Below are 24,851 nucleotides of genomic sequence, written 5' to 3' on the forward strand. Positions count from 1 at the left end.
TCAAAATGTATATTAACCTGAGTTCGGGATAAGAAGTGTCGTGGTAATTTCAATAATTGAATTAATTCAATTAACTATAATAAACATTCAGCTTATCCCGAACTCAGATTATATTAGCCAAATTAACCAACCGAATTGGTCAATTTGGCTAAATAATTGATTCTGTTCCCATGTGCATGTTTATCGATTGATTCTTGTTCCATTAAAAATGATTTAAAATCAATATGTTATATTTTTTTAACTGATTGGCACAACTATCGCAATAGTGACTGCGACTTAATAATTAACTTCACTAGGAGCCAATCATGTTAAACAAAGTCAAAACTACAGTTGCTATTTTAGGTATGTCATTTTTAGCCAGCACTGCTGCACAAGCCCAAGAGTTTGATGTGCAAAAAATCTCGTCAGAATTGATGGCGCAGGCGGCAAAAGTGGTGGAACAGAAATTACAGAATCAGTTAGAGAACAGTGTCACCGTTGTAACTGAATCTTTAGCCGAACAGCCAGCACCCAAAGAAGAGTTTGATGTGGTGTTACATACTGAAGACGCGCCGGTCATTGTCGCAATTAATGCAGAGTAAGCTGCATGATTAGTCAGCTGGATTTACTCAGTATATTGATGGTGCCCGTCGTCGCCTATCTGGCAGGGGCAATTATTCTGACCTTGATTGAAATCAAACGTGACTCAGTTAGCGTCACTCACAGCCCGCACCAAGACAGTCAGTAAGTTGTAGACTGTCTTGATCCTCATTTCCCCTAATAGATAGATTTTCTGTTTAAACTCGTTTTATCTGCTTAGCGTTATTTTCATTGCTGCTTTTGTGTCGCTATTAACTCAGTCGATATGACACTGGAGCCAACGCCATTTTGTCTTCTGATCCCGTCCTGATCATATTGCTTCCAGTCCATTGTTGTATTAATCGGTGTATCCGATTTAGAAAGTGGTCAGATTTACTAACAACTTAGCTTTTTTGACTAACTACGCGGCCTCAAATGTCATTCTGTCAGTATTGAATTATTCATTCATAGTAAAAATAATCATTTAAAAACAATGTGTTATTAGTTTTCTCCAAGGTTGGCACAACACTTGTTATAGCTATTGGGAAACAACCTTAATTTTACAATTTATTTATTATTAGCGTGGAGAAATAAAATGGGAATGTTTACCCGAATCAGCGATATCGTTCAATCCAATATCAACGCCATCCTGGATAAAGCCGAAGATCCGCAAAAAGTGATCCGCCTTATTGTCCAGGAAATGGAAGAAACCATGGTTGAGGTACGTTCACTAGCGGCTAAACAGCTGGCTGAAAAGAAAGTACTGGTACGTCAACGCAATAGACTGGAAGCCAAACAAACAGAATGGCAGCAAAATGCCGAGCTGGCGTTATCTAAAGGTCGTGAAGATCTGGCCCGCTCAGCATTAGCAGAAAAGCAGGCTGTACTGCAAAAGCTAGCAGAGTTGGATAAGCAGCTTGATGCGGTGAATGAAAACATCAGTCAATTGCAGGCAGATAGTGGCAGATTGGCCGAGAAGATGGTTGAAGTACGCGCCAAGCAACAGTCAATCTCAATCCGTCAGCAATCCGCGTCGGTGCGTCTGAAAGCCAAAGTACAAACCAGTACTGAGCAGATGGCCCATTCGATTGAGCGATTTGAGCATTATGAACGCCGGATTGATCAGCTTGAAGCTCAGGTCGAGGCGTACGAACTCAGTGATGGTCAGGACAGTCTGGTCAAAGAGTTCAACAAATTGCAGCAAGATGAGCAATTAGAAGCAGAGTTAGCCGAGCTGAAGAAGAAAGTGGCCTAATGATCCTGTTTAACTATTACAATTGGCGGCATCTTGCTGGTGCCGCTGCCAGATTAATATGTGGGAGTACCTTATGAAAGATTATTTTGATAACACCAACAGTTTGTACAAAGTACAGTTTGGCAAAAAAGTGAGTGGTGTTTGTGCTGGTTTAGCTCGCTACTGGAATACCGAAGTATGGATCATCCGGGCGGTAGCACTAATCAGTTTACTGTTGTTTCCGGTGCCTACAGCCATTGCTTACTTGCTAGCCGTTATATTATTACCTAGCCGCTAGGAGATAATGTCATGTTCAAGAATCTGATTATTGCAGTGCTGGTGGCGATTATAGTGACCTGGTGCTTCGGCGAGGTTATCAGTGACTGGGGACACGTCATGGTATCGGTCGGGGACGAACACTTGAGCGGTATTACCGGATGGATATCCTTTGCAGTGGTTGGCGTGATTATGCTGCTGTTAGGTTTTTTCCTGGCTATTAGCATGTTGGGAGTGTTGCTGTTTGTCGCCTGTGTTGTGGTCGGAACAATTTTTGTCGCCGGTGCAGCAAGCCTGTGGCCGGTGGTGTTAATGGCAATTGTCATTATCTGGTTGGTCAAAGATCGCAAAGAAGTTACAGATTAACCCCAAATCCGGCTTGGTTTCTGCAGTGATTTGCTGAATAATTTCGCTAAATCATACTCTGGAGATGAAAATGCGTGTATTGCTGTTGGTGTTAGTCTGTCTTGTAACTACCGGTGCTGCCGCCGAACTGAATATTTCGCAGGCCGTTGTTCGCCTTCTGCCACCGGGAGTGCCCAATACCTCCGCCTACTTCAAAATAGAAAATACCGGTAAAACCGATCGCATTATTGTGGCGGCACAAAGTGACGTTGCTGGTAAAGTCGAATTACACGCGCACATGATGCACAACGATATGATGCGTATGATGCAACAGGAAAATGTTATTATTCCCGCCGGAGAAACGGTTATGTTTGAACCTGGCGGACTGCATTTGATGCTGTTTGATCTTAAACAGCCGCTAAAGCTGGATCAGGACGTCAAGCTTACTTTGAGTCTGCAAGATGGTGAAACTTTGTCCTTTTCGGCTAAGGTTAACAAACCCGAATCACATTCCCATCATTAGGATTGTTAATTTTTAGTCGTCACCAGCAGTGGCGAATATCTAAAAGAAACAGCCTCTAGGAACGGCCCAAATAAAGTCTGGAGAACGATTTTGAAACAATATTTAACCAGTAAGTGGATTATCATCAGCTTGTCTGTGTTGGTGCTTTTATTTTATATCATTGCCGTTTACTGGAGCTTTGAACCTGATCAGTTTGATCCAAGACAGACAGCCTATCAACAGTTGCCCGACAGCGGGACTAAACCGGTGCCCGGCTTTATTCTGACTTCAACCTTGATTAAGGTATCCGAAACCTTATTGGATAAGCGCGGCGGATATCTGTCTAACGACGTATTGCCTCCGGGTGTGCTTATGGACAATATACCCTCCTGGGAATTTGGGGCACTGGAAATGATCCGTGATCTGTCATTGTCAATGCGCAGGGATTTTAGTCGATCCCAGTCCCAGTCGCGGGAAAATGCCGAGCTGGTTAAAGCCCAACCTAAATTTAATATCGACCATCGAGGTTGGTTACTTCCGTCCGCCGAATCCCAATATCAGGAAGGTATTGACGCTTTGATCCGATATCGCCAGGAATTGCTCAATACCGCTGATAATTCAGCCCAGTTTTATACTCGAGCAGACAATTTGCGTGACTGGCTAAAGCAGGTCGAAAAGCGTCTAGGCAGTTTATCGCAACGTTTAAGCGCGAGTGTAGGACAAGAGAGTATCAATACTGATCTGGCGGGCGATAACGCCGCCAAGCAATCCTCACCTAGCCGAGATCGGGAGTATCTGAAAACCAGTTGGTGGGATTTAGATAACGTTTTTTATGAATCTCGCGGTGCCTGCTGGGCCTTACTGCACTTTCTCAAGGCGGTAGAAGTCGAGTTTGCCGATGCGCTGGAGAAGAAAAACGCTCTCGTCAGTTTGCGTCAGATTATTCGTGATCTTGAAGCGACCCAGCAAACAGTCTGGAGTCCGATGATTTTGAATGGTAGCGGCTTTGGGACGATGGCGAATCATTCACTGGTAATGGCAAACTATATTTCGCGTGCGAATGCTGCTTTAATTGATTTAACTGAATTGCTGATGCAAGGATAACTGATGAAAAAAACGCTTTTTTTGACCGCCGCGCTGGCCATGACGACAGGTGCAGTCAACGCAGATACAGTATTAGGTGTTTATGCCGGTGTACAAGGCTGGAATGTTGATGCTAATGGCGGTTTTGCCGATGACAGCAATTTGGCTGACTTTTCCTTTGATAAAGAAACCAAATCCTCTTTTTACGTCGCGCTGGAACATCCGGTTCCGTTAGTGCCTAACCTGAAAATACGTCGCACCAATATTAATAACAATGGCAGTGCTACCTTGACCAGTAGTTTTACCTTTGATGGCCAGAATTTTACTGCGGACTCCAACCTGATTACCGATATCGATTTAACCAATACTGACTACGTGTTGTATTACGAACTGTTTGATAACGATTTGTTCAGTTTTGATTTTGGTTTAAATATCAAGGACGTCGAAGGGAATATTTTTGTTCAGAATGTTGATAACACCAGCCAGACTGGTAGCGAAAATTTTGACGGTTTTATTCCTCTTTTGTACAGCAAAGTAACTGCCGAGATGCCGCTAACCGGTTTAGGTTTTTATGCCGAAGGCAATTATTTGTCGATTGACGATCATAAGGTGTATGAGTATCAGGCGGCGATTACCTATAACATGATGGACAATCTGGCTATTGATATGACCCTGCAACTGGGATATCGATCCTTCATGCTGGAGCTGGATGATCTGGACGGGGTCTATTCAGATCTTGAATTCAAAGGGCCGTTCGCTGGAGTTGAAGTGCATTTTTAGTCCTTGTTGTGACCCGTCAGCACCTTGATGGGTCATTGTTACTACTTGTTTAAAGCTCAAAATTTTATCCGTTCAGTTTTCATTCCATCCCATTAAGTTTAAAAAGTAATAAAAAATTTGTATTTATTCTTTCCCGTTATTCCTTGCGAGCATTATCCTTCACAACATTATTAAAAACCGAAAGCTCAGGTATTTTTCCCTATGTCTTTACAATCCGAAGCTCTGACGTCTTCTGGTTCGCTGCTAACTGAAAGCCAGTGGCTGGCGCTAAACCAGGTCATTAGCACACTCAATGCGCAGCAATTAACCTGGGTGAGCGGCTATTTAGCCGGACTGGCGCAATCTGGAATGGCGGTTCCGCAGCCTCAGGTTCAACCTGCTGGTAAGGCCTCATTAACTATTTTATATGGCTCGCAAACCGGTAATGCCAAAGGTGTGGCTACCGAATATAAAGCCAAAGCCGAAAGTGCCGGTTTACAAGTGAGCCTGGTTAATATGGCTGACTATAAACCGCGTCAGATTAAAAATGAGACCCATCTGTTAGTGATTGTCAGTACTCACGGTGAGGGTGATGCGCCGGATGATGCCATTGAATTACACGAGTTTTTAGGCAGTAAAAAAGCCCCTAAACTGGATTCGCTTAAATTTGCAGTTGTGGGCTTAGGTGACAGCAGTTATGAATTTTTCTGCCAGACTGGTAAAGATTTTGAACAACGTTTGAGCGCTTTAGGCGCCAAGCCTTTGTTTGAACGTCTGGATTGTGATGTTGATTATGACGAGCAGGTCAGCCAATGGTCCGAGCAATTTACTGACAAACTCAAACCGGAGTTAAAGTCTGGTGCTTCTTCCCAGGTTGTTGCTTTGCCCGGAGTTAATTTGGCGGCAGGCGTTAGCCAATATTCCAAGAAGAATCCTTTTGCAGCCACCTTGACTGAATGCCAGAAAATTACCGGACGCGATTCGGTTAAAGATATTCGCCATATTGAGATATCGCTTGAAGATTCCGGTTTACAGTATCAACCGGGCGATGCGTTAGGTGTCTGGTTCAGTAACGATCCTGCTCTGGTTGATGATTTGCTGGCATTGCTCAAGCTTGATGGCAGCGAAGAGATCAATTTGGCCGACGAAAAACTTAGTCTGCGCGATGCGTTAGTGGATAAGCTGGAACTGACCCAGAGTTACCCCAAATTTGTCGAAGCTTATGCCGAGTCAATTGACAGTGAAGCCTTGAAATCTTTACTGGCTGATAAAACGGCACTCCGCAATTATTTAGCCGAACGTCAAATTATTGATATTGTTAGAGAATATCCAGGAACCTTGTCTTCTGAGCAGTTGTTGCTTGGCCTGCGTGCGATTACGCCGCGCCTGTATTCTATTGCGTCCAGCCAGGCAGAAGTGGAAGACGAAGTACATCTAACTGTTGCGTTGGTTGAATATGATGCCTTTGGCCATTCCCATCAGGGAGGGGCGTCTGGCTTTTTGTCGGAACGTTTGCAAGAAGACCAGCAGGTTAAGGTGTTTATCGAGCATAACGACAACTTCCGTTTACCGGCCAATCCGGACACGCCAGTGATTATGATTGGTCCCGGCACCGGGATTGCACCGTTTCGCGCTTTTATGCAGCAACGTCAAGCTGATGATGCCAGTGGTAAAAACTGGTTGTTTTTCGGTAACCCCAATTTTACCCAGGATTTTCTGTATCAAACAGAATGGCAGGCGTTAGTCAAAGACGGTGTGTTAAGCAAAGTGAGTTTGGCGTTTTCACGCGATCAGGAACAAAAGATCTATGTTCAGCATCGTCTGCGCGAGCAAGGCAAAGAAGTGTTTGAATGGTTGCAGCAGGGCGCACATTTATACTTGTGTGGTGACGCCGAGCGGATGGCCAAAGATGTGGATGCGGCATTGATTGATATTGTTGCTGAACATGGCAATAAATCCGACGATCAAGCAAAAGAATATATCAATGAATTACGTAAAGCCAAGCGCTACCAGAAGGATGTTTATTAATGAGCCAGGATAACGACAAATTAATCGTCAAAGGTCCGTTGTCTGACAATGAACGTTTAAAACGCGAAAGTAACTTTTTGCGTGGCACGCTGGTAGAAGATATCCAGAATGATCTGACTGGCGGATTTTTGGGCGATAACTTCCAGTTAATTCGTTTCCACGGTATGTATCAGCAAGATGATCGTGATATTCGTGCCGAGCGCGCCAAGCAAAAATTGGAGCCGTTACATAACCTGATGCTACGGGCACGATTGCCCGGTGGTGTGATCACACCTGAACAATGGCTGGCAGTGGACAAGTTTGCCGAAGAAGATACCATTTATGGCAGTATCCGGCTCACTACCCGTCAAACTTTTCAGTATCACGGTATTCTGAAGCGCGACATAAAAAAAGCGCATAAAGTACTACACAAAGTCGGACTGGATTCCATTGCGACGGCGGCGGATATGAACCGCAACGTACTATGTACACCTAACCCGGTGGAATCTGAAGTTCATCAACAAGCCTATGAGTGGGCCAAAAAAATCAGTGAATACTTTTTGCCTCATGCTAATGGCTACGCGGAAGTCTGGCTGGATGGCGAGAAGACCGAAGTCGCCGAACAGGAACCGATTTTAAGCAATACTTACTTACCGCGTAAGTTTAAAACAACAGTTGTTATCCCGCCGCAAAATGATATTGACGTGCACGCCAATGATTTAAGCTTTGTAGCTATTGCCGAGCAGGGCAAGCTGGTTGGATTTAATGTGTTAGTCGGCGGCGGACTGGCGATGACCCATGGTGATACAGCGACCTTCCCGCGCAAAGCCGATGATTTTGGTTATATTCCGGTAGATAAAACCCTTGAAGTGGCTGAGGCGGTGATTACCACCCAGCGAGATTGGGGCAACCGGGTTAACCGCAAGAATGCCAAAACCAAATATACTCTTGAGCGCGTTGGCGTTGAAACCTTCAAACAGGAAGTGGAAAAACGTGCCGGCATCACCTTTGCACCCAGTAAAGCATACGAATTTACCACTCGTGGAGATCGTATTGGTTGGGTAGAAGGTATCGATGGTAAACACCATTTAACCTTGTTTATTGAGAACGGCCGGATTCTGGATTTCCCGGGTAAGCCGCTTAAAACCGGCTGCTGTGAAATTGCCAAGATCCATCAGGGCGATTTCCGTATCACCGCGAATCAAAATTTGATTGTGGCGGGCGTGCCGGCTGATCAGAAAGACCAGATTGAAAAAATTGCCCGGGAGCATGGGCTAATCAATGATCAGATAAGCGTTCAGCGGATTGATTCCATGGCCTGTGTTTCCTTGCCAACTTGCCCGTTAGCGATGGCAGAAGCGGAACGGATGTTACCGGATGCAGTCACTGAGCTGGAAGGTATTCTGGATAAGCATGGCTTGTCCGGTGAAAGCGTTATTTTCCGCGTAACCGGTTGTCCCAATGGTTGTGGCCGCGCCATGCTGGCCGAGATTGGTCTGGTAGGCAAAGGGCCGGGCAAATATAACCTGCACATTGGGGGAAACCGGGAAGGTACCCGGATCCCGCGGATGTATCGTGAAAATATTAGCGAGCAGCAGATAATGGCGGAAATTGATCAACTTGTCGGGCGTTGGTCCAAAGAACGTCTCGACAATGAAGCTTTCGGTGATTTTACCATTCGCGCCGACATTATTGCGCCGGTGATTGATTCTGCTAGGGATTTTTATGACTAATCTGGCACTAGAGTCTTCGACCCGTCCGGAGTTTTATTCGCAGGACGAACTGGCCCGGTTAAATCTGGAGCTGGAAGGTAAAAAAGCGGATCAACGCGTGAGTTGGGCGCTTGATCACCTGCCGCATAATATTATGTTGTCGTCCAGTTTTGGTATTCAGGCCGCCGTTATGCTGCATATGGTGACCCGCCAATACCCGGATATTCCTGTGGTATTGACCGATACCGGTCACCTGTTTCCGGAGACCTACCGTTTTATTGATCAACTGACTGAACGCCTGAAACTCAATTTACACGTATACCGGGCTGAATTGTCTTCAGCCTGGCAGGAAGCCCGGATGGGAAAACTGTGGGAACAGGGGCTGGAAGGCATCGAGAAGTACAACAAGATCAATAAAGTGGAGCCCATGCAGCGGGCTATCAATGACCTTGGGGTCAAAACCTGGTTTGCCGGATTACGCCGCTCACAGTCGGACAGTCGTGAAAAACTGTCGGTATTGCAGCAATTGGACAAGCAGTTCAAAGTCTATCCGATACTGGACTGGAGCAATAAAGATATTCATTACTACCTGCAAGATCATGATTTACCCTACCATCCATTATGGGAACAGGGCTATGTGTCAGTTGGTGACTGGCATTCAAGCCGACCGCTGGAACTGGGTATGACCGAACAGGAAACCCGTTTTGACGGGTTAATCAGGGAATGTGGTCTCCACGAGTTTGGTGACGGCATTTAAATAAAACCGTTTTCATATAAAGGCACAGCGTTCGCTGTGCTTTGTTGCAACCTAATCAACCTGGCATGCTATATTTATTAATCTATTGAATACTGTTCAATAGATTAATCATCCAAATCTGAATCAAAATAACTGTAATTTCTGTATAAATTATATTAGGTTATCTTCTATCACATGTTGTTGTCAGGAACATTCCTGCAATTTATGCCTAACGGATTGGTAGTTTGAATGTCTCAGAGCGAATATGAAAATGACGAATTAGTCTTTTTTGACGAAGACGATACGCCTGCAGAAAACACTAAAGATCGTGAAGTATGGAATTTATTAGTTGTAGATGACGATGAAGAAATTCATTCGGTTACGCGTTTGGCATTATCTGATCTGGAAGTTAATGGCCGTGTATTGAAGTTTTACCATGCCTATTCTGGCAAAGAAGCGCTAGAAGTGATGGAAAAACTGGGCAACAAAATAGCGATTATTTTGCTTGATGTGGTTATGGAGACCGATGATGCCGGTTTGGTTACCGCCCGTAAAATGCGTGAAGAGCTTAAATTGGATGAACCGCGCATTATTCTGCGTACCGGGCAACCCGGTTACGCCCCAGAAGAAAAAATAATCAAAGAATATGACATCAATGATTATAAAACCAAGACTGAGCTGACCCGCAGTAAGTTAGTCACCACTATCATCGCCTCAATACGTTCTTACCAGCAGATTCTATCTATCAAGCAAAATCGCGAAGGGTTGCGCAAGATTATTCATTCAGCGTCCAACTTGCTCGAAGAGCATTCGGTTAAAGGCTACTGCGAAGGCGTGGTAACCCAAATCAGTTCGCTAATGGGGCTGGATGCTGACGGTATTGTTTGTGCTCGCGCAGGCTCTATGCTGGATAAAGACGATAATGGTGTTTATGTCTTGGGGGCGGCGGGCGAGTTTGCCACCTATATCAATCAGAAGCTGGAAAACATGCATGATACGCGTATTGTGCACCAGGTTATTCAGTGTCTGTTGCGTAAAGAACATATTTTCGACAAAGATTTTACCGTTCTGTATATGTGTAGTGCCGGACATGAAGCAGCTGTTTTTGTACGTATTGGCAAGGACATCGACGAAACTCACAAACAGCTACTTGAAGTATTTTTATCCAGCGTATCGGTGGGATACGAAAACGTTAATTTGTTTCACGAACTGCGGCTGGCAGCCTATCGAGACTGGTTGACCAAATTACCCAATCGTACCGAATTTATTAACTTACTGGATAACATCGACGAGGAAAAAATTGCCACCGGTAAAATGGTGGCGGCTTTAGTCGATATTAACCATTTTGCCGATATTAATGATGGACTGGGCCAGGAAGTGGGCAATCAGTTATTGATCGCAGTCGCTGATCTGCTTAAAGAGAGACTCGGTGATTCGGTGGGTAAGGGCCGGATTGGTGCCGATGTGTTTGGTTTGGTTGGTTTTGAGGAAGATATCAACCCCAAAGTGCTGAACGACTTATTTAAGGAACATTTTAAAGCCGGTGAGCATAGTTTACTGGTGAATATGACCATGGGACTGGCCAAACTTACCGATAGCGAAGCCAGCGGTCTGGATATTATCAAATACGCCAATATTGCATTAAATCGTGCTAAACGTAATGCTGCCAGCAACTATGAATATTATCTGGGAGAAATGGAAGAACAGACATTCTGGCGTCTCGCTATGATGCGCCAGTTGCGGACTGATTTCTCGGAACGCAAGTTGCAGTTATGGTATCAACCTCAGGTATGCCTGAAAAGTGAAAAAATTATCGGCATGGAAGCGTTGTTACGCTGGCCCTCCAAAGAGGGAGGTTTTATTTCGCCTGCGGTATTTGTACCTTTGGCTGAGTATTCGGGATTGATTGTCGAAATTGGTATGTGGGTTCTGGAGGAATCTTGCCGGCGAATAAAAGAATTACAAGCGCTGAAGGTAGACAATATGCGCATTGCCGTAAATATATCAGTGCCGCAATTCAGGGATCCGCACTTTGTTCCTCATGTAATGAAAATTATTACTAACAGTAAAATTTGCCCCAGCCAGATTGAACTGGAAATTACCGAAAGTGTGGCAATGGACGAGCCTAATATTGTGGTGGAGTCACTCAAAGCATTGAAGGATTTTGGTGTTTCTATTGCTATCGATGATTTCGGTACCGGTTTCTCATCCATGAGCTATTTGCAGCAGTTACCTCTGGATCGTTTGAAAGTTGACAGGGCCTTTGTCAAAGATATCGGCGAAGGACGTTCATCCTTTTTCGCTGAGACTATTGTCACTTTAGGTAAAAAGTTGGGGCTGGACACCATTGCTGAAGGTATTGAAACGCGGGAGCAGGTTGCCTATATGCAAAATCTTGGCTGTGATGAAGCGCAGGGTTTTTTATACGCCAAACCTATGCCGTTTGATGAGTTGGTCGCATTTATTAGCAGTTATCAACCTGGTCAATATCTCCAATAACACTGAGTGTTATGTCAAAATGGCGTTAATCTGACGCCGCATGCTTTTCAATAGTTCAGTTTCGAACCAGGGATTTTTCTTTAACCAGATATTGTTTCTGGGTGAAGGATGAGGCAACGGCAGATAACGGGGTAAATAGCGTTGCCATTGTCTGACTCTTTCGGTCAATGTCAGCTTATCCTGCAGGTAATATTGCTGGGCATAGTTACCAATCAACAACGTTAATTCTATCTGCGGCATGTTATCAATTACTGTCTGATGCCATTGCGGGGCGCAAATCTTGCTCGGTGGTAAATCTCCTGATTTTCCTCTACCGGGATAGCAAAATCCCATGGGCATAATGGCGATGTTACGTTCATCGTAAAATTGTTCTTCAGTGAGTCCAAGCCATTGCCTTAACCGGACACCTGAAGCGTCATTCCAGGGAATACCGCTTTGATGTACCTTGGTGCCCGGCGCCTGGCCAATAACTAGCAGTTTGCTGGTGGTGCTGGCGCGGATCACCGGATTGGCGCCTAACGGCAGAATATCATTGCACAACGTGCACTTGCGAATCTGTTGGAGCAGATTATCCATACGCCGCGAACACCGGATTAATCAAAAATCCGGTTTAATCCGTTAAGCGCCGCAACCCGGTAGGCTTCAGCCATAGTCGGGTAATTAAAGGTATTGTTGACAAAATAATCCATGCTATTACCTTCACCCTTCTGTTGCATGATGGCCTGGCCGATATGCACAATTTCTGATGCGCGTTCTCCAAAGCAATGAATGCCCAGAATGGCTTTAGTTTGGCGGTGGAACAGTATTTTAAGGCTGCCCACAAGGTTATTGGATATTTGCGCTCTGGCTAAATGTTTGAACTGGGCGCGACCTACCTCGTAAGGAATTTTCTGGGCGGTTAGTTCTTGTTCGGTCTTGCCCACTGAACTAATTTCCGGAATGGTGTAGATGCCGGTGGGAATATCCTCTATCAGTCGGCTGTCACACTGGCCATTGAGCATCGCTTCTGCGGCAAAACGTCCCTGATTGTAAGCGGCCGATGCCAAACTGGGGTAGCCGATGACATCACCAACGGCGTAAATATTGTCAACTTCAGTCTGGTAATTGCTATCTACTTTGACCTGGCCACGAGAGTCAGTGGATAATCCCACCGCCTTGAGATTCAGCATGTCGGTATTGCCGGTACGTCCGTTAGCAAATAGCAGGCAGTCGGCCCGCATACGTTTACCTGATTCCAGATCCATCACCACACAGTCATCACGGCCTTCTACTTTGGTGTAACATTCATTGTGGCGAATAACGGCGCCGTTGTTCCACAAGTGATAACTCAATGCATCGGATATCTCGGCATCCAGAAAGGATAACAGGCGATCACGCATATTGACCAAATCCACCTTGATCCCCAGACCTCTGAAAATCGAGGCATATTCGCTGCCGATAACCCCCGCACCATAAATGATGATGTGTTTGGGCTCGTGCTTGAGCGACAAAATAGTATCGCTGTTGTAGATACGCGGATGATTGAAGTCGATGTCTTTTGGCGTGTAAGGCCGGGAGCCGGTAGCCAGTACAAACTTTTCGGCGCTGACAGTATCAATTGAACCGTCAGAGCGCTTTATCTGGATATTGTTTGTATCGATAAATGAGGCTTCGCCATGATAAACCGGTACGTTATTGCGTTGATAAAAACCGCTCCGCAGCTGAGTTTGTTTACGTATTACCGCACTGGCGTGGCCCAGCATATCCTGGAAAGTTAAATTACGGATCTGGTTTCCGTCATTAAACAGCGGGTTACTATTGTACTCGGTCAAACGACTGACTGACTGACGTAAGGCTTTGGAAGGGATGGTTCCCCAGTGAGTACAACCACCTCCGACCATTTCATAGCGCTCGATGACGGCGACTCTCTTGCCTGCCTTGGAGAGTTGCATGGCAACACCTTCTCCACCGGGGCCTGTGCCAATGACGATTGCGTCATACTGAAATTTATGTGGGGCTTTAGCCGATTGTTTGGTGGTGGATTTTCTGGCGCTCACTTCCTACTCCAAAGTTGTTTAAAATCATAAACTTGTTTAGATTGATACGGCTAGTTTAGCAGGCTTTGATTCAGGAAAGAATAAAGCCCGTAAAAACGGGCTTTAAATTTAGTTAATCAGGATTGGACTGATATTATCAGGCAAATTGCATCGCATTTAACTTAGTCCATTTTTGCTTTTGTAATTGCAGGTGCATTTTCAGTTCCTGATATTTGAAATCCAGTTCCAGTTTTTCGTACCCGCGAATTAACTTCCGCTTTCTAATTTCCATCAGACGTTTTTTGGTTGCGTAATATTCGGCCATTTTATGCATAAGGACATCATATTCGTGCTGAAACTTATTCAGTAATTCTTCGGCATTTGGCAGATGCGCCAGTCGGCGTTGTGAATGCTGAAGTTGCATGGTGATACGGGCTTTGGCAATGCGCTCTTCGGGGCAACGGCGCAGGTTATTTGTCAGACCAACAAGTGACATGCTGAAAATTAACCATTTGGTCGGATCAAAGTGCCACCAGCGCACACCATTACGATAGTCGTATTCAAAAATATGGTGGAAATTGTGATAACCCTCGCCATAAGTAATTAGCGCTAATAGACCGTTGTCTCTGGCACTGTTGCGATCAGTATAGGTTTGTTTACCCCAGATATGGGCTAATGAATTAATGAAGAAGGTTACATGATGAGAGATAACCAGTCGCAATACACCCGCTAATAAAAACATGCCCCAGATATCGCCGTTAAGCCATCCTAGCGCAATTGGAATGCCGAGGTTGGTTGCTAGCGCTAACACCAGGTAATATTTGTGCTGCCACATCACAACGGGATCTTTTTGTAAATCACGACAGTTGCTGTAGTCGTGATAACGATTGGCCTGATATTCACGCAGCATCCAGCCGATATGCGAATACCAGAAACCTTTTTTGGCTGAATAGGGATCTTTATCATTGTCGTCAACATGCTTATGGTGGACACGATGATCGGACGCCCAGTGCAGAATACTGTTTTGTAGGGCAAATGCGCCACCTATCGCCCAAATGGCACGAATTAATATGTGAGCATCATAGGTTTTATGCGACCACAAACGGTGATAGCCGGCGGTAATTGACATACCTGCAAATCCGGTGAGCAAGATAAAACTGCTGATTTCGACCCAGTCAAATCCGTTGCTGAAGGCCTCCAGCGGAACCAGTGTCATCGAAACAAGTGCAGTTAAAGCGAAGAGGATGACGTTGGTTTTGACTAAGCGAGGTTTGTTCATGAAATAATAATTTTTGAGCTTACAAGTGTGCGCTAATCTACCCCAAATAAGTACGTTAACGCAAGGACTATTGGCTCAAAAAAGTAAAGCTGCCGGTTAGGTGTTAGGGATTGGCGTGCCGGGTTTCAACATGCTATAACCGCGGCATATTATTAAAATGACGCAGATTGACAGGTCATTCAGACCACAAATACTTTCAGGAATGCTATGAATCGAAAGGAACAAAAACTCCGCACCCGGCATACTATTATCGATGCCGCATTCGGTTTGTTATGCGATGAGCGGAGTTTGTCCAGTATCAGTTTACGGGAGGTGGCTCGTGAGGCGGGAATTGCGCCCACTTCTTTTTATCGTCATTTCAAGGATCTGGATGATTTAGGTCTGACTTTAGTCGATGAAGCCGGGTTGGCATTACGCCAGTTGATGCGTCAGGCGCGCCTGAGAATAGCATCCGGTGGAGATGTAATCCGGGTGTCAGTTGAAACTTTTATGGAATTTGTGGCTGCTAACAGTAATGTATTCCGATTGTTATTACGCGAACGGTCCGGCACTTCGACGGCTTTCAGAGAAGCGGTATCCAGGGAAATTCAGCATTTTATCGCTGAGCTAAGTGACTATGTAGCCCGACATACTCGCTTACCGGCTGATTTGGCCAACCTGCAAGCAGAAGCTATGGTGAAACTGGTTTTCAGTGCAGGTGCGGAGGCCATTGATATGCCTGCCGAAAACCAGAAACAATTGGCTGAGAGGTTGATTATCCAGTTGCGCTTTATTGCCATTGGTGCCGCAGCTAAAAATTTACGTTAACGTTTTTGCAGTAATACACCACACTCGGCGTGGTGGGTATAGGGAAATTGATCGAACATGGCAAAACGTTTTATATCGTGTGTCTGGCAAAGCGTATCGAGATTATCTTTAAGAGTTTCAGGATTACAGGATATATACAAAATATGCTGATACTGACTAACCAGTTTGACTGTATCTTGATCTAGCCCGGCACGCGGTGGATCAACAAAAATGGTATGGCAGTCAAAGCCGTCCAGATCAATATCCTGAAGTCTTGTGAAGCTACGAACCTTATTCATTGCCTGAGTGAACTCTTCGCTCGACATTCGCAATATTGTGACGTTTTCAATTTGGTTAATGTCAATATTGAATTGTGCTGCAGCGACCGAAGGTTTGGATATTTCGGTCGCCAGAACGCGTCGAAAATTTTGTGCCAGGGGCAGTGTAAAGTTTCCCGCTCCGCAATAGAGTTCCAGTAAATCACCGCTAGCATTTTCGGTGCAATCCAATGCCCATTCAATCATGCTGCAATTTACCGCGGCATTTGGCTGAGTGAAGCTGTTTTCTATTTGCTTGAAATGATATTGACGTTGATTGATATCTAACGATTCAACCACAAAATCCTGATCCAGTACCACTTTCTGTTTTTTGGCCCGACCGATTAGATGAATATCGTATTTATCACGCAGCACTTGCAGTATGGTTTGTATTGCTGCCATCCATTCATCACATAATGGTTTGTGGTAAAGCAGCGTGACGACGATTTGCTGACTTAAACAACTTAAATAATCGATTTGAAACAGTTTCTTACGGGCAATCTCGTTGTTTTTCAGCAAGGCAACCAAATCTGTCATCACGGCATTAATCAGTTCTGAGCCTGGCGGGTAGTGATCAACCCGGTATTTCTGTTTGGTTTGCTGATCAAACATGATGTGATAGAGATCATCACCGGCGTGCCAAACTCTGAACTCGGCCCGTTGCCTATAATAAAGTGTTGGAGAGGGGAATATTTCTAACTTAGGTGGCGTTAATCCCGCGAAACTGTCTGCTATCTGGCTTGCTTTGGCTGCAAGTAGCTCGGCGTAGTCGGCAGGATCTATCTGAGTTGGGCGCACCGTTGTTCTCCACTTTAATTCGGCGTTTAAAGGCGCGGATTGTACGGTTTTATGCGTTGACAGCCAAGCATCGGCTGTCATTAGCCGAGGTTTCCGGCAAATTAATCCACGTAAAATGTAAAAAAGCCTAAATAATAAACAAGTAACGCCGATATACTGGGTTGAGGATAGTGAGGTATCTTTTATGAATATTGGCGATTTAAAGGCGTTCTTGGGCAACAAGACGCATTTGTCGGAGCGTGCGTCGCATTCTAACGATGCTGCTCGTTTCGACAATCATAGACAAGCAATAGGTAAACAGGGTAACCATGTTTCGCTGCTCAGTAGCGGGATGTTTTCGTTAAGTTCCCAAAGTTTTATCGGTGCAAGAGTATATAACCATTCACTCAATCAGAATCTGATCATTAATGAGCAGAAGGCGAATTTGCCCTCACCCAAAAAAGAACAGGATAAAGGTCTGTTTGATTTTGAAGAAGTGGCAAAAAACGTGCTGACCTTTGTTGGTGGCGCGTTGAAAAATGCCAAATCCAGGGGCATGAGTGAAGATCAACTGACCAGTATGTTCGAACAGGCTCGTTCAGGTGTCTTGAAAGGCGTTAATATGGCCAAGCGCGACCTTGGCGAGATGATGAACGGTGAGATCTCTGACGGTATCAAGAAAAGTCAGGATCTAATTGAAGAGGGAATAAAATCTCTTGAACAACAACTGTTCGGCAAGCAACGAGAAAACGCCTCTGCAACTAATTCTGTCGCTATTAACAGTTCAATTACGCATACCGAACAGGAATCCGGTCAACTGACTATTCGCACTCGAGATGGTGATGAAGTCTCGATCAGTTTTGAGGATGCCCGTCAGTTTTCGTTAAATCAGCAAATTCTGATTGAGTCGCAGCAAAGACAGGCAGAGCGGGAAGCTGAGCAAGAAAAAGACAAAGGTTCCATTGACCCGGTGGCTGACCCTGCTCCGGCAACTAACGCGGCTTCGACACCTGCAGCACAGCAATCTGAAACAACGGCACCCGATGCGACAAACAACGAAACGTCATCGGTGCCAGCTGATGAAGACACGACTGCTAACGCCAATCAGCAAGCGTCTGAAGCTGGAACCGGACAACAGGATGTTAAGGTTAGCAGCGAAACCAGCTATCTTCATTTTGAATCCAGCAAACTTTCATATTCGGTTAAAGGTGAGCTGGATGAAGAGGAACTACGGGCCATTGGTGATCTGGTTGGAGATGCAGGTAAATTGGCTGACGAGTTTTTCTATGGCGATATAGATAAAGCCTTCAATCAAGCTCTTGAACTGGGGTATGACGATCAGGAGTTGACCGGATTTGCGTTGCAGTTAACCAGCTATAAACAAACTGAAGTGATCAAAACCTATGAAGCCGTATCGCATTACAACGAGCAAAGCGAAGGTAATGTGGGCGACAGCGTTAAGGCGGTAAGGCCGGTAGCTGATTATCTTGAGCATATGCTGGATGTGGTCGATAAAGCGCAAAACCTGCTGGAAGATGGAAATGCTTACGATAATTTGGTTAACGGGCTGATAAATACCATGCCTGAAGTTCATACTCCGGATTTAATTGAAGCAATTAACCGTTTCCGAGGATTTAATCAGCTGTTGATGGATAATCTACCGCAGCGACAATCCTGATAATAAAAAGCCTGCTTACTATAAGCAGGCTTTTTTGTGAACGCGAAAAGAATACCTATTCTATTCGTCGTCTGTTTTTTCTTTGGCCATCCGTACCTTCAAAGTGCGTTCCTGAAACTCCGAATCGTTCAGCGAGTTGATCGCTTTTTTGGCTGATGACGAAGCTATTTCAACAAAACCGTAACCTTTACGTTTACCCGTTCGGCGATCTTTCATTAGGCGAACAGAGTTTACCTGACCGTATTGCGAAAATAATTCCATGATAGCGGCTTCATTTGCCCGATAAGGCAAATTTCCGACGTACAAAGTTTTCAAGGAACCGGATGAAGATGTGTCATCAGTAGTAGTTGCGTTACCTGAAGCAAGTTGAACAAGAACTGGTACCAGCAATGCGCCAAATAGCATCCCTATAACAAGGGCGATGGCAGGGGAAATTTGAATAGAAAGCGAGGAAAGGACAAAGTATCCCAAGACGGCCAAGACAACCGTAATAATTAAAGTAAGACCAAAAGAAGACTTCATATAACTACCTAAATAATAATAGTGTGAAATTAATTAAAATAATCTGTAGCGGAGTTGCTACTGTAAAATTTCCGTAAAACATCTTTATGTTACTGATTTATTTTAAGATAGCCAACAACAACCTACTTTCTATTCTTTTAACAACGGTAAACATGACAAAATAGCCCTTTAAGGGCAAAAGGTGGTTAAAAGCTGCGCAAACGGCTAAAAAGGGTAAAAAAGAGGTTGACGGTAAGGGGATAGGATGTAGAATGCGCGCTCGCTTCAGGGGAGTCCGGACGGACGGCCATGAAGGGGGTCGGACAAGAAAAAAGGTTTAAAAAGTTTCTTGACACTGACCCTGGGATGCGTAGAATACGCCTCCCGCTTGAGAGGAGACTTTCAAGCGCTGTTCTTTAACAATTTGCAACAAGACAATCTGTGTGGGCACTCGTTGATGAGTGTCTACCAAAATTCATAGATTTAAGTTTTTTAATTGAAGAGTTTGATCATGGCTCAGATTGAACGCTGGCGGCAGGCCTAACACATGCAAGTCGAACGGTAACATGTCTAGCTTGCTAGATGATGACGAGTGGCGGACGGGTGAGTAATGCTTAGGAACTTGCCTCTTGGAGGGGGATAACAGTTGGAAACGACTGCTAATACCGCATGATACCTTCGGGTCAAAGTGGGCGCTTGCGCTCACGCCAAGAGATGGGCCTAAGTGAGATTAGCTTGTTGGTGAGGTAAAGGCTCACCAAGGCGACGATCTCTAGCTGTTCTGAGAGGATGATCAGCCACACTGGGACTGAGACACGGCCCAGACTCCTACGGGAGGCAGCAGTGGGGAATATTGGACAATGGGCGCAAGCCTGATCCAGCCATGCCGCGTGTGTGAAGAAGGCCTTCGGGTTGTAAAGCACTTTCAGTGGTGAGGAAGGCCAAGTAGTTAATACCTGCTTGGATTGACGTTAACCACAGAAGAAGGACCGGCTAACTCCGTGCCAGCAGCCGCGGTAATACGGAGGGTCCGAGCGTTAATCGGAATTACTGGGCGTAAAGCGCACGCAGGCGGTTTGTTAAGCTAGATGTGAAAGCCCCGGGCTCAACCTGGGAGGGTCATTTAGAACTGGCAGACTAGAGTCTTGGAGAGGGGAGTGGAATTCCAGGTGTAGCGGTGAAATGCGTAGAGATCTGGAGGAACATCAGTGGCGAAGGCGACTCCCTGGCCAAAGACTGACGCTCATGTGCGAAAGTGTGGGTAGCGAACAGGATTAGATACCCTGGTAGTCCACACCGTAAACGATGTCTACTAGTTGTGTGAGAATTTAATTCATGCGTAACGAAGCTAACGCGGTAAGTAGACCGCCTGGGGAGTACGGCCGCAAGGTTAAAACTCAAATGAATTGACGGGGGCCCGCACAAGCGGTGGAGCATGTGGTTTAATTCGATGCAACGCGAAGAACCTTACCATCCCTTGACATCCAGAAAATTCAGCAGAGATGCAGAAGTGCCTTCGGGAATTCTGTGACAGGTGCTGCATGGCTGTCGTCAGCTCGTGTCGTGAGATGTTGGGTTAAGTCCCGCAACGAGCGCAACCCTTGTCCTTAGTTGCCAGCATTCAGTTGGGCACTTTAAGGAGACTGCCGGTGACAAACCGGAGGAAGGTGGGGACGACGTCAAGTCATCATGGCCCTTACGGGATGGGCTACACACGTGCTACAATGGCAAGTACAGAGGGAAGCGAGACCGCGAGGTGGAGCGGAACCCAGAAAGCTTGTCGTAGTCCGGATTGGAGTCTGCAACTCGACTCCATGAAGTCGGAATCGCTAGTAATCGCAGGTCAGAATACTGCGGTGAATACGTTCCCGGGCCTTGTACACACCGCCCGTCACACCATGGGAGTGGGATGCAAAAGAAGTAGTTAGTCTAACCTTCGGGAGGGCGATTACCACTTTGTGTTTCATGACTGGGGTGAAGTCGTAACAAGGTAACCCTAGGGGAACCTGGGGTTGGATCACCTCCTTACACTAAATTGGTATATTTTGTTGATGCAGTGTCCACACAGATAGTCTTGTTGTAGAAAGTAAAGAGCAACTAATACGGATTGCGTTTTATGCGATGCGTATGAATGGGTCTGTAGCTCAGCTGGTTAGAGCGCACCCCTGATAAGGGTGAGGTCGGTAGTTCAAGTCTACTCAGACCCACCAAATTGCATTGACTCTGCGTTGGATAACTCGTCGTTTAGTGAACTAAACGTCCTCGTCATCCGCCTTGATTCAATTCAATTTACCATTATAGATGGCTTATTAATGGGGCTATAGCTCAGCTGGGAGAGCGCCTGCCTTGCACGCAGGAGGTCAGCGGTTCGATCCCGCTTAGCTCCACCAACCTTTATAAGATAGAGAGTTGGAAAGGAAATACCTTAATGAATGGACATTTTAATAGTGTTGATTGATTAGGGTTTTTTTAAGCCTTAAAACTGTTCTTTAACAATTTGGAAAGCTGATATTAGTAATCAAAACTGAGTAGAGTTTTTAAGACACTTACTCTATCTGATACTTGTAGTAGAAAAAAGCTAGTGTAAAAACTGGTGTACTTGTCATGCATATAACGGTCATTGAATTGACACCGACAGTCGGACAAAAAGGCGACTGTGGCGAGTTATTTCTAACGCTTTAATACGTTACTTTAAAGTGGAGGAAATAGCGAAGCATTGGTTTCTAGACAAGCGAAGCAACGAGCGAGCGAGGGCGTGTACGAACAGTACATAACCGAGCGAGTGAGGAAGCGCCGCGACGGATAGGAAGCAAGGCTGAAGCTATTTTGGGTTGTATGGTTAAGTGACTAAGCGTATACGGTGGATGCCTAGGCAGTTAGAGGCGATGAAGGACGTGTAAGTCTGCGAAAAGCTGTGGTGAGCTGACAAAACGCATTTTAGCCACAGATGTCCGAATGGGGAAACCCGGCCTGTTTACAGGTCATCATTAACTGAATTCATAGGTTAATGAGGCAAACGAGGGGAACTGAAACATCTAAGTACCCTTAGGAAGAGAAATCAATTGAGATCCCCTTAGTAGCGGCGAGCGAACGGGGGCCAGCCCTTAAGCTGATTGTAAGCGAGTGGAACAAGTTGGGAAGCTTGGCGATACCGGGTGATAGCCCCGTACACGAACGCGAACTTTAAGTGAAAACGAGTAGGACGGGACACGTGTTATCCTGTTTGAATATGGGGGGACCATCCTCCAAGGCTAAATACTCCTAACTGACCGATAGTGAACCAGTACCGTGAGGGAAAGGCGAAAAGAACCCCTGTGAGGGGAGTGAAATAGAACCTGAAACCGTATACGTACAAGCAGTGGGAGCACCTTCGTGGTGTGACTGCGTACCTTTTGTATAATGGGTCAGCGACTTATATTTTGTAGCAAGGTTAACCGCATAGGGGAGCCGTAGCGAAAGCGAGTGTTAACTGCGCGTTTAGTTGCAAGGTATAGACCCGAAACCCGGTGATCTAGCCATGGGCAGGTTGAAGGTGCGGTAACACGCACTGGAGGACCGAACCCACTAACGTTGAAAAGTTAGGGGATGACCTGTGGCTGGGGGTGAAAGGCCAATCAAACCGGGAGATAGCTGGTTCTCCCCGAAAGCTATTTAGGTAGCGCCTCGGACGAATACCACAGGGGGTAGAGCACTGTTTGGGCTAGGGGGTCATCCCGACTTACCAACCCCATGCAAACTCCGAATACCTGTGAGTACTATCCGGGAGACACACGGCGGGTGCTAACGTCCGTCGTGAAGAGGGAAACAACCCAGACCGCCAGCTAAGGTCCCCAAGTCTATGTTAAGTGGGAAACGAAGTGGGAAGGCTAAGACAGCTAGGAGGTTGGCTTAGAAGCAGCCACCCTTTAAAGAAAGCGTAATAGCTCACTAGTCGAGTCGGCCTGCGCGGAAGATGTAACGGGGCTAAACATAGCACCGAAGCTGCGGATACGTTTTAGGACGTATGGTAGGGGAGCGTTGTGTAAGTGGATGAAGGTGAATCGAGAGGTTTGCTGGACATATCACAAGTGCGAATGCTGACATGAGTAACGATAATGGGGGTGAAAAACCCCCACGCCGGAAGACCAAGGTTTCCTGTCCCATGCTAATCAGGGCAGGGTAAGTCGGCCCCTAAGGCGAGGCAGAAATGCGTAGTCGATGGGAAACGGGTTAATATTCCCGTACTTATATCATCAGCGATGGGGGGACGGAGAAGGCTATGCAAGCATGGCGTTGGTAGTCCATGTGAAAGTGAGTAGGCAGAGTGCTTAGGTAAATCCGGGTGCTTAATGCTGAGACACGAGACGAGTCACCAAGGTGACGAAGTTGCAGATGCCCTGCTTCCAGGAAAAGCCTCTAAGCTTATGATGATGTGAACCGTACCCCAAACCGACACAGGTGGTCAGGTAGAGAATACTAAGGCGCTTGAGAGAACTCGGGTGAAGGAACTCGGCAAAATCGTACCGTAACTTCGGGAGAAGGTACGCCTCCGTTCGTGAAGAACTTGCTTCGTAAGCGAATGGAGGCCGCAGTGAAAAGGTGGCTGGAACTGTTTATTAAAAACACAGCACTGTGCTAAATCGAAAGATGACGTATACGGTGTGACGCCTGCCCGGTGCCGGAAGGTTAATTGATGGGGTTAGCGCAAGCGAAGCTCTTGATCGAAGCCCCGGTAAACGGCGGCCGTAACTATAACGGTCCTAAGGTAGCGAAATTCCTTGTCGGGTAAGTTCCGACCTGCACGAATGGCGTAATCATGGCCACGCTGTCTCCACCCGAGACTCAGTGAAATTGAAATCGCAGTGAAGATGCTGTGTACCCGCGGCTAGACGGAAAGACCCCGTGAACCTTTACTATAGCTTGGCACTGAACATTGACCCTATGTGTAGGATAGGTGGGAGACTTAGAAGATGAGACGCCAGTTTGCTTGGAGTCAACCTTGAAATACCACCCTTGTATGTTTGATGTTCTAACTCGGGTCCCTAATCGGGATTGAGGACAGTGTCTGGTGGGTAGTTTGACTGGGGCGGTCTCCTCCCAAAGAGTAACGGAGGAGCACGAAGGTTGGCTAATCCTGGTCGGACATCAGGAGGTTAGTGCAATGGCATAAGCCAGCTTAACTGCGAGACAGACACGTCGAGCAGGTACGAAAGTAGGTCATAGTGATCCGGTGGTTCTGAATGGAAGGGCCATCGCTCAACGGATAAAAGGTACTCCGGGGATAACAGGCTGATACCGCCCAAGAGTTCATATCGACGGCGGTGTTTGGCACCTCGATGTCGGCTCATCACATCCTGGGGCTGAAGTCGGTCCCAAGGGTATGGCTGTTCGCCATTTAAAGTGGTACGCGAGCTGGGTTTAGAACGTCGTGAGACAGTTCGGTCCCTATCTGCCGTGGGCGCTGGATGATTGAGAGGGGCTGCTCCTAGTACGAGAGGACCGGAGTGGACGAACCGCTGGTGTTCGGGTTGTCATGCCAATGGCATTGCCCGGTAGCTACGTTCGGAATTGATAACCGCTGAAAGCATCTAAGCGGGAAGCGAGCCTCGAGATGAGTCATCCCTGACAGTTTAACTGTCCTGAAGGGTTGTTGAAGACTACGACGTAGATAGGCAGGGTGTGGAAGCGCAGTAATGCGTTAAGCTAACCTGTACTAATTGCCCGAGAGGCTTAACCATACAACGCCAAAGTGGCTTTAAAGCATTTGGGTTGTTGATGACAAGTACAAGAAACAGCTACGAGTGACGA

General features: G+C 46.1%; 19 protein-coding genes, 2 tRNA genes and 2 rRNA genes. 18 read left to right on the plus strand and 5 right to left on the minus strand.

Annotation, left to right across the window (positions count from 1 at the left end; genetic code table 11):
• Positions 1–305: 305 nt before the first annotated feature.
• The 12 genes from V1467_RS04900 to V1467_RS04955 all read left to right on the plus strand — a co-directional run bounded on the left by V1467_RS04900 (position 306) and on the right by V1467_RS04955 (position 11,711).
• A complete protein-coding gene (locus V1467_RS04900) occupies positions 306–581 on the plus strand; it encodes a hypothetical protein (RefSeq protein ID WP_416307683.1) in 276 nt (91 codons plus the stop codon).
• A 5-nt stretch (positions 582–586) separates the two neighbouring features.
• Positions 587–727, plus strand: a complete 141-nt coding sequence (locus tag V1467_RS04905; RefSeq protein ID WP_416307684.1) for a hypothetical protein — start codon at positions 587–589, stop codon at positions 725–727.
• Positions 728–1,153: 426 nt separating this feature from the next.
• Positions 1,154–1,813: a phage shock protein PspA gene (gene pspA / locus V1467_RS04910; protein ID WP_416307685.1), complete on the plus strand. Its 660-nt coding sequence runs from the start codon at positions 1,154–1,156 to the stop codon at positions 1,811–1,813.
• A 73-nt stretch (positions 1,814–1,886) separates the two neighbouring features.
• Positions 1,887–2,090, plus strand: a complete 204-nt coding sequence (locus V1467_RS04915) for a PspC domain-containing protein (protein ID WP_416307686.1) — start codon at positions 1,887–1,889, stop codon at positions 2,088–2,090.
• An 11-nt stretch (positions 2,091–2,101) separates the two neighbouring features.
• A complete protein-coding gene (locus V1467_RS04920; protein WP_416307687.1) occupies positions 2,102–2,434 on the plus strand; it encodes a hypothetical protein in 333 nt (110 codons plus the stop codon).
• 70 nt (positions 2,435–2,504) lie between these two features.
• Positions 2,505–2,936: a copper chaperone PCu(A)C gene (locus V1467_RS04925; protein WP_416307688.1), complete on the plus strand. Its 432-nt coding sequence runs from the start codon at positions 2,505–2,507 to the stop codon at positions 2,934–2,936.
• A 90-nt stretch (positions 2,937–3,026) separates the two neighbouring features.
• Positions 3,027–4,019, plus strand: coding sequence for a DUF2333 family protein (locus V1467_RS04930; protein WP_416307689.1), 993 nt, complete (start codon positions 3,027–3,029; stop codon positions 4,017–4,019).
• A gap of 3 nt (positions 4,020–4,022) precedes the next feature.
• Entirely contained in the window at positions 4,023–4,778 is a 756-nt protein-coding gene (locus V1467_RS04935) for a TIGR04219 family outer membrane beta-barrel protein (protein ID WP_416307690.1), read from the plus strand.
• A gap of 201 nt (positions 4,779–4,979) precedes the next feature.
• On the plus strand, positions 4,980–6,785 hold the full coding sequence (locus V1467_RS04940; RefSeq protein WP_416307691.1) for an assimilatory sulfite reductase (NADPH) flavoprotein subunit: 1,806 nt from the start codon (positions 4,980–4,982) through the stop codon (positions 6,783–6,785).
• Positions 6,785–8,497 (plus strand): assimilatory sulfite reductase (NADPH) hemoprotein subunit, encoded by a 1,713-nt coding sequence (cysI, locus tag V1467_RS04945; protein WP_416307692.1) that lies wholly within the window; start codon positions 6,785–6,787, stop codon positions 8,495–8,497. The genes V1467_RS04940 and cysI overlap by 1 nt, the downstream gene beginning before the upstream one ends.
• Positions 8,490–9,233 (plus strand): phosphoadenylyl-sulfate reductase, encoded by a 744-nt coding sequence (locus tag V1467_RS04950; RefSeq protein ID WP_416307693.1) that lies wholly within the window; start codon positions 8,490–8,492, stop codon positions 9,231–9,233. Before cysI ends, V1467_RS04950 begins: the two co-directional genes overlap by 8 nt.
• A 228-nt stretch (positions 9,234–9,461) precedes the next feature.
• The gene (locus V1467_RS04955; protein ID WP_416307694.1) at positions 9,462–11,711 is read left to right on the plus strand and encodes an EAL domain-containing protein; all 2,250 of its coding nucleotides are present in this window, start codon (positions 9,462–9,464) and stop codon (positions 11,709–11,711) included.
• Between the two features lie 9 nt (positions 11,712–11,720).
• Here V1467_RS04955 and V1467_RS04960 read toward each other — a convergent pair whose 3' ends face one another.
• The 3 genes from V1467_RS04960 to V1467_RS04970 all read right to left on the minus strand — a co-directional run bounded on the left by V1467_RS04960 (position 11,721) and on the right by V1467_RS04970 (position 15,005).
• Positions 11,721–12,287: a uracil-DNA glycosylase family protein gene (locus tag V1467_RS04960; RefSeq protein ID WP_416307695.1), complete on the minus strand. Its 567-nt coding sequence runs from the start codon at positions 12,285–12,287 to the stop codon at positions 11,721–11,723.
• Between the two features lie 17 nt (positions 12,288–12,304).
• Positions 12,305–13,747 (minus strand): Si-specific NAD(P)(+) transhydrogenase, encoded by a 1,443-nt coding sequence (gene sthA, locus V1467_RS04965; RefSeq protein WP_416307696.1) that lies wholly within the window; start codon positions 13,745–13,747, stop codon positions 12,305–12,307.
• A 136-nt stretch (positions 13,748–13,883) separates the two neighbouring features.
• Positions 13,884–15,005, minus strand: a complete 1,122-nt coding sequence (locus tag V1467_RS04970) for an acyl-CoA desaturase (RefSeq protein ID WP_416307697.1) — start codon at positions 15,003–15,005, stop codon at positions 13,884–13,886.
• Positions 15,006–15,212: 207 nt separating this feature from the next.
• On the opposite strand from V1467_RS04970, the gene fabR reads away from it, so the two are divergent.
• A complete protein-coding gene (gene fabR, locus V1467_RS04975) occupies positions 15,213–15,812 on the plus strand; it encodes an HTH-type transcriptional repressor FabR (protein WP_416307698.1) in 600 nt (199 codons plus the stop codon).
• Here the strand turns inward: fabR and trmA are convergent.
• Positions 15,809–16,906 (minus strand): tRNA (uridine(54)-C5)-methyltransferase TrmA, encoded by a 1,098-nt coding sequence (gene trmA / locus V1467_RS04980; RefSeq protein ID WP_416307699.1) that lies wholly within the window; start codon positions 16,904–16,906, stop codon positions 15,809–15,811. The genes fabR and trmA overlap by 4 nt on opposite strands.
• Positions 16,907–17,090: 184 nt before the next feature.
• Between trmA and V1467_RS04985 the strand changes: the two genes are divergently transcribed.
• Positions 17,091–18,563 (plus strand): DUF5610 domain-containing protein, encoded by a 1,473-nt coding sequence (locus V1467_RS04985; protein ID WP_416307700.1) that lies wholly within the window; start codon positions 17,091–17,093, stop codon positions 18,561–18,563.
• Positions 18,564–18,623: 60 nt separating this feature from the next.
• Here V1467_RS04985 and V1467_RS04990 read toward each other — a convergent pair whose 3' ends face one another.
• Positions 18,624–19,085 (minus strand): RNA recognition motif domain-containing protein, encoded by a 462-nt coding sequence (locus V1467_RS04990; RefSeq protein ID WP_416307701.1) that lies wholly within the window; start codon positions 19,083–19,085, stop codon positions 18,624–18,626.
• 472 nt (positions 19,086–19,557) lie between these two features.
• Here V1467_RS04990 and V1467_RS04995 point away from each other — a divergent pair.
• The 4 genes from V1467_RS04995 to V1467_RS05010 all read left to right on the plus strand — a co-directional run bounded on the left by V1467_RS04995 (position 19,558) and on the right by V1467_RS05010 (position 24,781).
• Positions 19,558–21,092: ribosomal RNA gene (locus V1467_RS04995) — 16S ribosomal RNA — on the plus strand.
• Positions 21,093–21,197: 105 nt separating this feature from the next.
• A tRNA-Ile gene (locus V1467_RS05000) sits at positions 21,198–21,274 on the plus strand.
• Positions 21,275–21,378: 104 nt separating this feature from the next.
• Positions 21,379–21,454 (plus strand) — tRNA-Ala (locus V1467_RS05005).
• Between the two features lie 447 nt (positions 21,455–21,901).
• Positions 21,902–24,781: ribosomal RNA gene (locus tag V1467_RS05010) — 23S ribosomal RNA — on the plus strand.
• The 16S and 23S rRNA genes sit together here with 2 tRNA genes alongside, the layout of an rRNA operon.
• The last annotated feature ends 70 nt before the right edge of the window (positions 24,782–24,851 follow it).

It is taken from the genome of Neptunicella plasticusilytica (assembly GCF_047922965.1).
In the GTDB taxonomy this organism is placed as follows: domain Bacteria; phylum Pseudomonadota; class Gammaproteobacteria; order Enterobacterales; family Alteromonadaceae; genus Neptunicella; species Neptunicella plasticusilytica.